The organism is Mycobacterium sp. (genome assembly GCF_019247635.1).
Taxonomy (GTDB): domain Bacteria; phylum Actinomycetota; class Actinomycetes; order Mycobacteriales; family Mycobacteriaceae; genus Mycobacterium.
This window is the reverse complement of record NZ_JAFBAR010000012.1, coordinates 1-12,530: the sequence shown is the minus strand read 5'-3', so window position 1 is coordinate 12,530 and position 12,530 is coordinate 1. Positions and strand designations below refer to the sequence as shown.

Here is a 12,530-nt window from a genome sequence, read left to right as displayed (position 1 = left end):
GCGGGTGCGGTCCCTCCGCTATGCCACACTGGTTGCATTACGTGACGGGAGGGACGCATATGTCGCGCAGGACGAGGGTTGGAATCCTCGCCGCTTTGAACGCAGCTGCGGTGGTTGCTGTGCTGGTGCTGGGAACCGGTCCGGCCGGAGCGGATCCGGATCAACCGCCGGGCGATCCCGGGGTCGCGGCGCCTGCCGGTCCCCAAGCGCCCGCGGCCGACGGGCTGGTTCCGCCGGTGGTGGCCGCGCCGCCGGCCGATCCGTTCGCGCCGCCCGCACCGTTCGCGCCGTTCGCGGCGCCGGCGGCCGCTGCGGCCGGCCAGGACCCGACACCGTTCACGGGGACGGCGCCGTTCGGCCCGCCGAAGTTCGTCCCGGCCAACGGGTCGACGGTGGGTGTGGGTCAGCCGATAATCATCAACTTCCCCGGCCGGGTTGACGACGCGGGCGCCGCCCAGAACGCGGTGCACGTCTCGTCGGTCCCGCCGGTCGCGGGCAAGTTCTATTGGATGACCCCGACACAGCTGCGCTGGCGGCCATTGAGCTTCTGGCCCGCCCACACCGCGGTGACCGTCGACGCGGGCGGTACGGTGTCCTCCTTCCAGACCGGGGACACGCTGATCGCCACGGCCGACGATGCCACCCACCAGCTGACCATCACCCGCAACGGCACCGTGGAGAAGACATTCCCCATGTCGATGGGTATGTCGGCGGGCAATCACCAAACCCCTAACGGCACCTACTATGTGCAAGAGAAGCTGCCCTCGGTGGTGATGGACTCCTCGACCTACGGCGTACCGGTCAATTCGGCGTACGGCTACAAGGTGACTGTCGAACTGGCCGTCCGTTTCGACAACGTCGGCGACTTCGTGCACAGCGCCCCGTGGTCCGTGGACGACCAGGGCAAGCGCGATGTCAGCCACGGCTGCATAAACATCAGCCCCAGCAACGCGAAGTGGTTTTTCGACAATTTCGGCGCCGGGGATCCCATCGTCGTGAAGAACTCCAGCGGCGGCACCTACACCAAGAACGACGGCTCCAACGACTGGCAGACGTAACCACGTCCTAGTCGCGACCAGACGCAAAATCCCCCCTTTTCGTGGTGAAAGGGGGGATTTTGCGTCTTCTCGCGCCGGGCAGTTATGTATAGCATCATACATATGCCAAGCCCCCGTGAGCGGATGGTCGTGTCAGCCGCGCTGCTGATCAGGGAACGCGGTGCGCATGCCACCGCCATTTCGGACGTACTTCAGCACAGCGGCGCGCCTCGCGGGTCGGCCTACCACCACTTCCCGGGCGGGCGCACCCAACTGCTGTGCGAGGCCGTCGACTACGCCGGCGAGCATGTTGCCGCCATCATTGCCGAGGCTGACGGGAGCATGCAGCTGTTGGACATTCTCATCGACAAGTACCGCCAGCAACTGCTGGCCACCGACTTCCGCGCGGGCTGCCCGGTCGCGGCGGTGTCGGTGGAGGCTGACGAAGCCCGTGTGGTCGAGCGCGCGGGCGCGGCGTTCGGCCGCTGGACCGAGCTGATCGAGCAGCGCCTTGCGGCCGACGGCATAGCGACGGATCGGGCGCACGAATTGGCGGTGTTGGCGGCGTCGGCGATCCAGGGTGCCATTCTGCTGGCCCGGGCCCGGCGCGACCTGACGCCGCTCGAGCTTGTTGGCCGCCATCTGCGTGACCTGCTGCTGGCCGAGCGCCCGGAAGGAAACCTGCGATGAGCATCACCGACTGGCAGCCCACCGCCTGCATCCTGTGCGAATGCAACTGCGGCATCGTCGTTCAGGTCGACGATGGCCGGCTGGCCCGCATCCGGGGCGACAAGGAACATCCGGCGTCGCGGGGCTACACCTGCAACAAGGCGTTGCGGCTGGACCACTACCAGAACAGCCGCGCCCGCCTGACCTCGCCGATGCGCCGCCGCCCGGACGGTACGTACGAGGAAATCGATTGGGACACCGCGATTGTCGAGATCGCCGAGGGGTTCAAGCGGATCCGCGATAGCTACGGTGGCGACAAGATCTTCTATTACGGCGGCGGGGGGCAGGGCAACCACCTCGGCGGCGCGTACAGCGGCGCGTTTCTCAAGGCTTTGGGGGCGCGCTACCGGTCAAATGCGTTGGCGCAGGAGAAGACCGGCGAAGCGTGGATCGATTGGCAGCTGTATGGCGGCCACACGCGCGGCGAGTTCGAGCACGCCGAGGTGTCGGTGTTCGTCGGCAAGAATCCGTGGATGTCGCAGAGCTTCCCCCGAGCCCGGGTGGTGCTCAACGAGATCGCCAAGGATCCGGCCCGGTCGATGATCGTGATCGATCCGGTGATCACCGACACTGCGAAGATGGCCGACTTCCATCTACGGGTGCGGCCCGGCGCCGACGCGTGGTGTCTAGCGGCTCTGGCCGCGGTGCTGGTTCAGGAAAACCTATGCGACGAAGCGTTTCTCGTTGAGCATGTGCGGGGAGCCGACGCGGTTCGCGCGGTGTTGGGGGAGGTGCCGGTAACCGACTATGCGCAGCGCTGCGGGGTGGACGAGGAGTTGGTCCGGGCGGCGGCGCGCCGCATCGCCGCGGCGTCCAGCGTCTCGGTGTTCGAAGACCTCGGTGTGCAGCAGGCGCCCAACAGCACGCTGTGCTCGTACCTGAACAAGTTGCTCTGGATCCTCACCGGCAGCTTCGCGAAAAAGGGTGGCCAGCATCTACACTCGTCGTTCGCGCCGCTGTTCAGTCCGGTCTTTGGTCGCACGCCGGTCACCGGCGCCCGCATCATTTCGGGGCTGGTGCCTGGCAATGTGGTGCCGGAGGAGATCCTGACCGACCACCCGGACCGATTCCGCGCCATGATCGTCGAAAGCAGCAATCCCGCACATTCCCTGGCCAATTCGGCCGCGTGCCGGCGGGCGTTCCAGGCACTGGAGCTGATGGTCGTCGTCGACGTCGCGATGACCGAGACCGCCAGGCTCGCGCACTACGTGCTGCCGGCGTCGTCCCAGTTCGAGAAGCCGGAAGCCACGTTCTTCAATATGGAGTTTCCGCGCAACAGTTTTCAGCTGCGTCGCCCGTTACTGGAGCCGTTGCCGGGCACGCTGCCCGAACCGGAGATGTGGGCACGGCTGGTCCGCGCTCTGGGTGTGGTCGACGATGCCGACCTGCGGCCGCTGCGCGAAGCCGCCCAGCACGGCCGTCAGGCGTATACCGACGCGTTCCTCGGTGCGGTGGGATCCAATCCGACTGTGGCCAAACTGCTTCCGTATGTGCTCTACGAGACGCTCGGTCCGACGTTGCCGGACGGCCTGGCCGCGGCCGCGGCCCTGTGGGGACTCGCCCAGAAGACGGCGCTGAACTATCCCGAAGCCGTTCACCGCGCCGGCCACGCCGACGGCAACGCGTTGTTCGATGCGATCCTGAACAGTCCCTCCGGTGTTACGTTCACGGTGCACAACTACGAGGACGACTTCGCGTTGATCAGCCACGCCGATCACAAGCTGGCGCTACATATCCCCGAAATGCTGGACGAAATAAGGGCATTGGATAAAGCCGGGACGCAGTTAACCACACCTGAGTTGCCGATCGTGCTGTCGGTGGGCGAGCGCCGCGCCTACACCGCCAACGACATCTTCCGGGACCCGACGTGGCGCAAGCGCGACGCCCACGGGGCGCTGCGCGTCAGCGTCGAAGACGCCGAAGCCCTCGGACTCGTCGACGGGTGCCAAGCCCGCATCACCACCGCTGCCGGCAGCGCCCAGGCTTCCGTTGAGGTCACCGAGACGATGCTGCCCGGACATGCCGCACTGCCCAACGGCTTTGGGCTCGACTACGTCGATGACCACGGCCACACCATCACACCTGGCGTCGCGCCCAATGGGCTTACCTCCACGGAATGGCGAGACCCCTACGCAGGCACACCGTGGCACAAGCACGTGCCCGCGCGCATCGAGCCTTGCGTGGGCGCAGAAGCCGTCTAACGGTACCTGTGCGTCTCGCGGCCCTGCTGTCTCGTGCGGAGTCAGGGACAGCCGGAGGTGCGTTGTTGCTGGGCGGCCCGCAGGATCGAGCCGGCAGTCAGGAACGCGGGTTTGTGCCGGTCGGTGGCCTCGATGGGCAGGTCGGCCGCGCAGCGCAGGACCATCAGGGCGAGCGCGCTGTGGGTCGCGTACGGGATGATCAGCAGGTTGGCGCAGGCGTCCACACCGGTCAGGGTTATCACGTGCTGGCGTTTGTGTTCCCATCCACACCAGTTGAAGTCGGGTGGTCTTTGCAGCGGCGGCCAGTTGACGTTGATGGCGGCGATGTCTCCGAGCACGGGCGTGAGGACCGCGACAAGGTCTGGCAGTTCACCCGTGAGGCGGTCTGCGCGCGGCCACCACGCACCGTCGATGTCGCGGCCGAGCTCACGTGCCACCGAGAGCCGGATCGGGTTGGTCCGGCCACGCCCGCCGAACGGATGCGTCATTGCAGACATCGTCGTAGGGAGTGGCGGTGGGGGAAGAACGGACTTCGAACGCCAGGAAGTCGGGCGATGGGAGGGGCTGCGCAATCCACGGGGCGTTCCTTGTAGGGTCGACATCGTCCGCCGCATGGTCGCGGAGCGGACGGAGGAATCACATTGCCCGTGGATGTCGTCCGCGCTAACCGCGGGGGACCACCGCTGACAACGAAACGGCTCATGGTTGACGGTACGCCATCAGCCGCCTTACCGAAGTCGGGGCGGTCGGCACGGATCGAGGGTAGTGTGACGGCAACAAGGTGAGGATGGGTGGCATGGCCGTTCAAAACTGGGGCGATGCACCCCAGATTCATCCGTCGGAGATCCGGGTCGGTGACGTCATCGGCACGGTGAAGCCGACTCACCTGCGCTACACGGTCAAGATGATCAGTGGGCCGCAGACAGTTCCCCGGCGATGGACATTCTTTGGCCGCGACGAGCACGGTCTGCAGCACACGGACACCTACCGGGAAGACGAGTTCGTCCGCAGGTACGCCAAAGCATCCTGACTCACTCGGCGAGTTTCAGTTCCAGATCCGCACCCTGTTCCCCGGATCCAGGAACAGCGCGTCGTCTTCCGCGACGGTAAAGGCTTCGTAAAACGCGTCGAGGTTACGGATGACGCCGTTGCACCGGAATTCCGGCGGGGAGTGCGGGTCGACCGCCAACCGCCGGATCGCTTCTGCGTCACGTGATTTCGTACGCCACACCTGCGCCCAGCCGAAGAACACGCGTTGCACGCCGGTCAGGCCGTCGATCACGGGTGCCGGCTTGCCGTTCAGCGACAGCTGGTAGGCCAGCAGCGCGATCGACAGTCCACCCAGGTCGCCAATATTCTCACCGACGGTGAACGCCCCGTTGACGTGCTGGCCGCCGTCCAGCTCCCGCGGCGTGTAGGCCTCGTACTGTTCGATGAGAGCCTTTGTGCGCGAGCCAAATTCGGCCCGGTCGTCGTCGGTCCACCAGTCGACCAGGTTGCCGTCCCCGTCGTACTTGGCGCCCTGGTCGTCGAAGCCGTGCCCGATCTCGTGGCCGATCACCGCCCCGATGCCACCGTAGTTGGCCGCGTCGTCGGCTTCGGCATCGAAGAAGGGTGGTTGCAGAATCGCTGCGGGAAAGACGATTTCGTTCATGCCCGGGTTGTAGTAGGCGTTGACCGTCTGCGGTGTCATGAACCACTCGTCGCGGTCCACGGGGCGGCCGAGCTTGGCCAATTCGCGGTCGTGGTTGACCGCGCACCCGCGTTGGTAGTTGCCGTACAGGTCGTCGCGGTCGACCACCAGCTGGGAGTAGTCGCGCCACTCGGCCGGATAACCGACCTTGGCCGTGAACTTGTCCAGCTTGGCCAGCGCGCGCTCCCGGGTCTGGGGAGTCATCCACTCCAGGTTGCTGATGCTGACCCGGTAGGCCTCTTGCAGGTTTTCCACCAGCGTGTCGATACGGGCCTTGGCGTTGGGCGGGAAATGCCTTTGCACGTAAAGCTTTCCGGCGGCGTCGCCCATCATGCCCTCGACCAGCGACACCGCCCGTTTCCAGCGGTCCCGGATCTGCTCGGTGCCGGTCAGCAGGCGTCCGTAGAAATCGAAGTTGGCGGCGACCAGGGCGTCGGTCAACAAGCTGGCGCGCGCGCGGATCAGACCCCAGCGCGCCCACCGCTTCCAGTCTTCGAGGTCCTCGCTAGTCCACAGCGCCGCGAACGCGGTGAGGTAATCAGGTTGGCGCACAACCAGTTCCGCGACCGTTTCGGTGGTGGTGCCCAGTGCGGTCAACCAGCCCGCCCAGTCGAAGCCCGCCGCCTCGGCCCGCAGTTCGGCAAGGGTGCGCAGGTTGTAGCTGAGCTCGGCGTCGCGGCGCTTGACCACGTCCCAGTGCGCGGCGGCCAGTTTGGTCTCCAGCGCCACGATGCGGGCCGCCGCGTCCGTGTGGTCTTCGTCGGTGCCCCCGAACACCAGGCGGAACATCCGCGCGATGTGAGCCGGGTAGGCCGCCAGCACCTCGGCATGCTGCGGGTCGCGGTAATACGACTCGTCGGGCAACCCGAGCCCGGCCTGGGTGAAGTGCAGCAGGTAGCGGGTCGAGTCTTTCGAGTCGGTGTCCACGTACAGTCCGACACCGCCGGCCATCCCCGTGCGTTCCAGCCCACCCATCGCGGCGGCCAGCGCGGCCGGATCGGTGGCGTCGTCCAGCACCTTCAGTTCGTCCAGCAGCGGTTGTGTGCCTCTGCGCTCGACGGCTTCCTCGTCCAGGAAGCTCGCGTACAAGTCGCCGATGCGCTGCTGATCGGTGTCCGCTGCGGCACCAGACTTGCTGGCCTCGATGATCAGGTCTCGCACCTGCTCCTCGGCCCGGTCGTACAGGGCGCGGAAGGCGCCGTCGGTGGCGCGGTCGGCGGGCATGTCGTAGTCGGCCAGCCAGCGGCCGTTGACGTGACCAAACAGGTCGTCTTGGGGTCGGGCTTCGGTGTCGACGTAGCTCAGGTCGATGCCCGAGCGGATGGCCTCTACTGTCACCCCGCCATCCTTCCATCTCTTTTCGGGTGCGACGATCGGCCCATGGCTGACCAGGAAGAAGCCGACCGACCAGAACACGACGACCAGGAGGACCGGGCCGATGCGGCAGCAGCCGACCCCGGCGAGGGGCCGATGTTGTCCACGTACGGGTTGGCGTCGACGTTGTTGGCGGTCGTGTCGGTGGCCGCGGTGGTGCTCGGTGCGCTCGTCTGGTCGGCGCACCGCGACGACTTCGACGAGCGCGTCTACCTCACCCGGATCATGCAGACCGCAGCCGATTGGACCGGTGTGCTGATCAACATGAACAGCGGCAACATCGACACCAGCCTGCAGCAGTTGCACGACAAGACTGTCGGCGAGCTCAACACCGACTTCGACGCCGCGGTCCAGCCATACCGGCAGGTGGTGCAGAAGCTGCAGTCGCAGAGTCACGGCCAGATCGACGCGGTGGCAGTCGAAACCGTGCGCCACGACCTGGACACCCAGCCCGGTGTCGCCCGTCCCGTCGTCACCACGAAACTGCCGGCATTCGCCACCCGCACCGACACGGTCATGGTGGTCGCCACTTCGGTGGCCGAGAACGTCGGCGGCAAGCCGCAGACGGTGCACTGGAATTTGCGGCTGGGTGTCTCCGACGTCGAAGGCAAGCCGATGATCTCCGAGTTGGAGTCGATCCGATGAGAAACCTGTGGCGACTGCTGGCCTTTGACATCCTCGCGCCGCTGGCCGCGATCGCTGCGCTGCTGGCGATCGGAGTCGTGCTCGGCTGGCCGCCCTGGTGGATTTCACTGTGCTCGGTCCTGGTGCTGCTGGTTGTCGAAGGTGTCGCAGTCAACTTCTGGCTGCTGCGCCGGGATTCGGTGACCGTGGGCACCGACGACGACGCCCCCGTGCTGCGATTGTCCGTCGTCTTGCTGTGCACCGCCGCCCTGGTCGCCGCGGTGTTGACCGGATATACCCACTGGACGAGGCCGGACGACGAGTTCAAACGGGACAGCCGGCAGGTGGTGCAGACCGCAACGGGCATGGCGGAGGCGATGGCGTCGTTCTCACCGGCCGCGCCCTCGGCCTCGCTGGACCGGGCCGCGGCAATGATGGTGCCGGACCGTGCGGGTGCCTTCAAAGAGCAGTACGCCAAGGCCACCGCCGACATGGTGCAGCGCAACGTCACGGCGCAGGCCGCCACCCTGTCTGCCGGTATCGAGGCGCTGGGTCCGTCGGCGGCCAGCGTGGCGGTGATCCTTCGGGTAACCCAGAACGAGCCCAATCAGCCGACCAGCCAGGCGGCACCGGCGCTGCGGGTGACCCTCACCAAACGCGACAACATCTGGCTGGTGGTGGACGTGGCGCCGCTGAACTCACGCTAACCGGACCCGGTCTGCTCCGATCGCACCGACTTCACCTTGACGAAGCGATCCGACAGCCGTCGTATGCGGATCATGAGCGACGCCGACGGGCTGGTGCTGCCGTCGAGATAGGCGGCCAGGTCTTCAGGGGCCACCCCGATTCGGGACGCGAATTCCAGCTCGGCCAAACCCGACCGTTCGATCAGCAGCCGCACGTGGCGCGCGACCTCGGCGCGTTCGTTGGCCTCCAGGTGTGCGCGGGAGCGGTCCAGCACCTCCCAGAGCGCCTTGGCGATACCGAACGGCCGCGTGCCGTCGAGCACCTCCTCGACCTGACGAGCCGTCCGGCCGAATGGATCGCGCTTGAGCGCAGCCGCGATGCGCTTCCACACGGCGATGTCGTCGCACTCCAGCGCCGAGCGGATCGCCGCGGTCGGCCAGAACTCCACCGGCTGCTCGAGCTCGTAGGGACGCCCCTGGAGGGGGCGCTGTTGTGGGGGCGCCGGCGGGCGTCGGTCGGCTGCCAACGTCACCTCGCCTCCTCCAACATCGCCACAGCCACCGACAGGCAGCGCTGCCTGACCTCGTCCCAGTCCGCCCTGGCTTCGGGATCGGACCACTGGTCATCAGTGAGGTCAACCGGATGCGGATCAGCGAGCTGGCGAACCAGCTGGGTGGCCATCCATTGTTGTTCGGGAAGCGGTCCGACGCGCTGCCGGGGTGGTTGACAACAGTAATACCTATCGATTCCGGCCAGCACCAAGGCGGCGGTCTCGGGTTCCAGCGTCTCGACCATGTCAGCAAATTCGGCATAATCGCGGCAACTGTTACGGCACATGATCAGGTAGCCCTTGAGTCGTAGCGTTTCCGCGCCCGTCGGGACCAACAGCCGGTCGCCGGTGGGCAGTTGCACATTGGTGGCCTCGACCGGGCTGCGCCGCTGGTAGGCGGGCCGCTCGGCGGCCTTGTCGGAAGGCCGGGTTTCCAGGGCGTCAAGGGCAACCGAGAGCCGCCGGCGCCACAGCGTGACGGGGTGAATCGGCCGGCCGCCCCACGCCGTGGCCCGGGTTATCCCGTTGCGAGGCGACGGCTTCTTGGCACCGGAGTCGCCGTTGGTGCCGGTCTTGGCCTCCCGGAGGGGGGCCGTGTCGGCGCTTTCGGGGGTGAGCGTTTCTTTGCCGTTGCTCCCGCAACCGGTGAAGGCCAGGGGGTCGGCCACACAGATGACGTCGGGCGCCAAGTGCTTGAGTTTGGCCGCCGACTTGAGCACCATGCGCAGGTCGGCGCTGGGCGCTATGGACGCGGCCACGATCTCGTCGGGGATGACCACGACGTCGCCGAGGTCGACCGCGGGCAGCGGCCGGTCGAAGTCGACCGACGGCAGCACGCGGGACAGCCAGCGCGGCAGCCACCAGTTCCACTGCGCGAACATCGCCATCAGCGCCGGCACCAGGATCAGCCGCACGATGCTCGCGTCCACGGCGATCGCGACGGCGCACGCCACGCCGATCTCGGCGACCAGCGGCATGCCGGCGAACGCGAACCCGATGAACACCGCGATCATGATCAGCGCGGCGCTGGTGATGGTGCGCGCACTGGTGCTCACCCCGTAGGCGACCGCATCGCGGGTGTGGCCGGTCTGCAGGAAGCGTTCCCGGATGCGGGTGAGTAGGAAGATCTCGTAGTCCATCGACAACCCGAACGTCATGGCGAGCACGAGAGGGGGAACGGTGCTGTCGATCGAACTGATATGGCTGAAGCCCAGCTTTTCCAGCCACCCCCACTGGAACACCATGACCAGGCTGCCGTAGGCGGCCGCCACCGACAGCAACGTCATGAGCACGCCCTTGAACGCCAGGAACACCGAGTGAATCGAAACCAACAGCATCACAAAGGCGATCAGCGCGACGACGATCAGCACCACCGGCTCGGTCTCGGCGACCCGGTCGTCGAAGTCCTTGATCAGCGCGGTTGATCCGCCGACGGCCACGTCGGCCACACCGGGTTCGGCGACTTGGGGTAGCTGGCTGCGCATCCAACCCACGGTTTCCCGCGCGCCCAGGTCCTCGGGGTCGACCGACAGCACCGCGCTGAGCAAAACGCTGCTGTTGTCGTCGGCAAATTGCGGCGGGGAGACGGACACGACGTTGGGCGCCTGGGTCATCTTTTGCCGCAGCGCGTTGATCGTCTGCGCGTTCTGCGGTTCGGACGCGCCGCCGTCGGAAAACGTGGTCAGCACCTGAACCGGGCCCAGCGCGCCGGGGCCCAGTGCCTGGGCCGCCGCGGCCACCCCGGCGCGGATCTCGTGCGACGAGTCGAACTGGCGCAACAGGCTGTTGCCCAGCACCATCGACAGGGCCGGCGCCGCCATGGCGATGAGCACCACCGACGCGGACAGCGCCGACATCCAGGGCCGGCGCATCACCCTGGTTACCCAGCGCGTCCAGAACCGGGACTGGGTGTATTCGGGCTGGCGCGACCAGTGCAGCAGGACCGACCGCTTGGCCGCCGATCGGCCGAACGTGGCCAGGGCAGCTGGGGTCAGGGTGGCGGCGGTCAACATCGCGACCGCGACGGCGAGGATCGCGCCGGTGGCCATCGAGCGCAGCGCCGGGGTGTTGATCAGGTAAATCGCGGTGAGCGAGGCGATGACGGTCATTCCGGACAGCACCACCGCGAGCCCGGAGGTGGCCATCGCCGCGTCGACGGCCTCGGTGGGCTGGCGCCCGGAGCGCAACTCCTCACGGAATCTCATCAGGATGAACAGCGAATAGTCGACGGCCAGCGCGATGCCGAACATGGACACCGTCGACGTCACAAACACCGACATGGTGGTGAACATCGACAACAGGTAGACCATGCCCATGGTGACCACGACCGTGCAGACGCCGAGGGTCAGCGGGATCGCCGCGGCCGCCAGCGACCCGAACACCGCGAGCAGGACGATCAAGATGATCGGCAGGTTCCATTCTTCGGCTTTGGCGATGTCGTGCTTGGTGTTTGCCGCCGCCGCGGCGCTCAGCGCGCCCTGCCCGATGACATAGAGTCGCACCCTGCCGTCCGCCGTCTGCCCGGCCTGATCGCCTTGGATGCCGACGCGGGTGCGGAGTTGCTTGGCGACGTCGCTGGTGTTATGGGATTCCAGGCGCAGCGAGACCACATAGGGCCGGTCGGGTTGCGGGGGCCGTTGGGTGGGGTTGGGCACTTCCGAGATGCCGGGGATGTCGGCGGCAATGTGGCGCAACTGGGCGACGGCGTCGTTGATGTCCTGATAGCTGGCGTCGGGGCGGGGCGCGGCCACCAGCGCGAGTGAAGATGCTCCCTGGCCGTGGTATTGCTGGTCGAGTTGATCGTGGACCAGCAGCGACTGCGAGCCGGCCACTTCGAAACCGCCGCCGGTGAGATGTCCGGATTGCGTCATCGCCAAATAGATTGCCGGCACCAATGCGAGCAGCCAGCCTGTGAAGACCAACCAGCGGTATCTGCGCAGGCTGCGGCTTAGGCGCATCATGAACTGCTGGATCTCGGACTCCCCGTATTTTTCGCGCAGTGCGTCGCAGCCGAGAATACCGCAGCACCCTGTGAGTTAGGTCTCGTTAGGAGTTGCTGAGCTGCGGCTATGAGCACCCTCGGCCCTCATCGGCGGGCCCATTCCGCGTCCAGTGGAGCTCACCGGGACGCTGGATTGGCGGCGCCGCGGCACCGGATGGCAGGATGCGAGGGACGACGCGCTGCGTCGCGGGGTGGGGCCCGCTGGGCGCCAAGGGGATTCGCAAATCGTGAGGGAGTTGTTGATGAAGGCGACCGCTGCGCGTCGCAAGGTCCTGGCCGCATTGGCTGCCGCCGCGGTGCCGGGGGTCGCGGTCCTGGTCCTGGCCGTGTCGTCAGCGTCGTCGGCGCCGACGGCCCACGGTTCGTCCGATCCCTGCGCCGCCAGCGAAGTCGCGCGGACAATCGGTTCGGTCTCCAAGCAGATGGGCGACTATTTGGACTCGCATCCGGAGACCAACCAGGCGCTGACGACGGTCTTGCAACAGCCGGCGGGCCCGCAATCGGTCGGTTTGCTGAAGAGCTACTTCGAGGCCAACCCCAAGGCGTCCGGCGATATGACGGGGATCGCCCAGCCGCTGACCAATCTATCGACGCAGTGCAAGCTGCCGATCACCATCCCGCAGGCGCTGGGCTT

General features: G+C 66.8%; 11 protein-coding genes. 7 read left to right on the top strand and 4 right to left on the bottom strand.

Annotated elements, in window-relative coordinates; all coding sequences use genetic code 11:
* The first annotated feature begins 59 nt into the window (after positions 1-59).
* The 3 genes from JO236_RS02010 (at position 60) to JO236_RS02000 (ending at position 3,967) form a co-directional block, all read left to right on the top strand.
* Positions 60-1,058 carry a L,D-transpeptidase gene (locus JO236_RS02010; protein ID WP_293324026.1) on the top strand — a complete coding sequence of 333 codons (999 nt, stop codon included), beginning with the start codon at positions 60-62 and terminating at the stop codon, positions 1,056-1,058.
* A gap of 102 nt (positions 1,059-1,160) precedes the next feature.
* Complete coding sequence (locus tag JO236_RS02005) at positions 1,161-1,727, top strand: TetR/AcrR family transcriptional regulator (protein WP_293324023.1); 567 nt, start codon at positions 1,161-1,163, stop codon at positions 1,725-1,727.
* On the top strand, positions 1,724-3,967 hold the full coding sequence (locus tag JO236_RS02000; RefSeq protein WP_293324020.1) for a molybdopterin oxidoreductase family protein: 2,244 nt from the start codon (positions 1,724-1,726) through the stop codon (positions 3,965-3,967). Before JO236_RS02005 ends, JO236_RS02000 begins: the two co-directional genes overlap by 4 nt.
* Positions 3,968-4,008: 41 nt before the next feature.
* Here JO236_RS02000 and JO236_RS01995 read toward each other — a convergent pair whose 3' ends face one another.
* Positions 4,009-4,455: a DUF5994 family protein gene (locus tag JO236_RS01995; protein WP_293324017.1), complete on the bottom strand. Its 447-nt coding sequence runs from the start codon at positions 4,453-4,455 to the stop codon at positions 4,009-4,011.
* A 308-nt stretch (positions 4,456-4,763) separates the two neighbouring features.
* On the opposite strand from JO236_RS01995, the gene JO236_RS01990 reads away from it, so the two are divergent.
* Positions 4,764-4,997: a hypothetical protein gene (locus tag JO236_RS01990; protein ID WP_293324014.1), complete on the top strand. Its 234-nt coding sequence runs from the start codon at positions 4,764-4,766 to the stop codon at positions 4,995-4,997.
* 15 nt (positions 4,998-5,012) lie between these two features.
* On the opposite strand, the gene JO236_RS01985 is transcribed toward JO236_RS01990, so the two are convergent.
* Complete coding sequence (locus JO236_RS01985) at positions 5,013-6,998, bottom strand: M13 family metallopeptidase (RefSeq protein WP_293324011.1); 1,986 nt, start codon at positions 6,996-6,998, stop codon at positions 5,013-5,015.
* 42 nt (positions 6,999-7,040) lie between these two features.
* Here JO236_RS01985 and JO236_RS01980 point away from each other — a divergent pair, with 42 nt between their 5' ends.
* Together JO236_RS01980 and JO236_RS01975 are read left to right on the top strand one after the other, a co-directional pair.
* Positions 7,041-7,679, top strand: coding sequence for a hypothetical protein (locus JO236_RS01980; protein WP_293324008.1), 639 nt, complete (start codon positions 7,041-7,043; stop codon positions 7,677-7,679).
* Entirely contained in the window at positions 7,676-8,365 is a 690-nt protein-coding gene (locus JO236_RS01975; RefSeq protein WP_293324005.1) for a hypothetical protein, read from the top strand. Before JO236_RS01980 ends, JO236_RS01975 begins: the two co-directional genes overlap by 4 nt.
* Here JO236_RS01975 and JO236_RS01970 read toward each other — a convergent pair.
* Positions 8,362-8,877 (bottom strand): XRE family transcriptional regulator, encoded by a 516-nt coding sequence (locus tag JO236_RS01970; protein ID WP_293324003.1) that lies wholly within the window; start codon positions 8,875-8,877, stop codon positions 8,362-8,364. The two genes, JO236_RS01975 and JO236_RS01970, sit on opposite strands and share 4 nt — an antisense overlap.
* Positions 8,874-11,855 (bottom strand): MMPL family transporter, encoded by a 2,982-nt coding sequence (locus tag JO236_RS01965; RefSeq protein ID WP_293324000.1) that lies wholly within the window; start codon positions 11,853-11,855, stop codon positions 8,874-8,876. Before JO236_RS01965 ends, JO236_RS01970 begins: the two co-directional genes overlap by 4 nt.
* Positions 11,856-12,138: 283 nt before the next feature.
* Here JO236_RS01965 and JO236_RS01960 point away from each other — a divergent pair.
* Positions 12,139-12,530, top strand: a 392-nt coding sequence (locus tag JO236_RS01960) for a hemophore (protein WP_293323996.1), incomplete at its 3' end; no start/stop codon positions are given.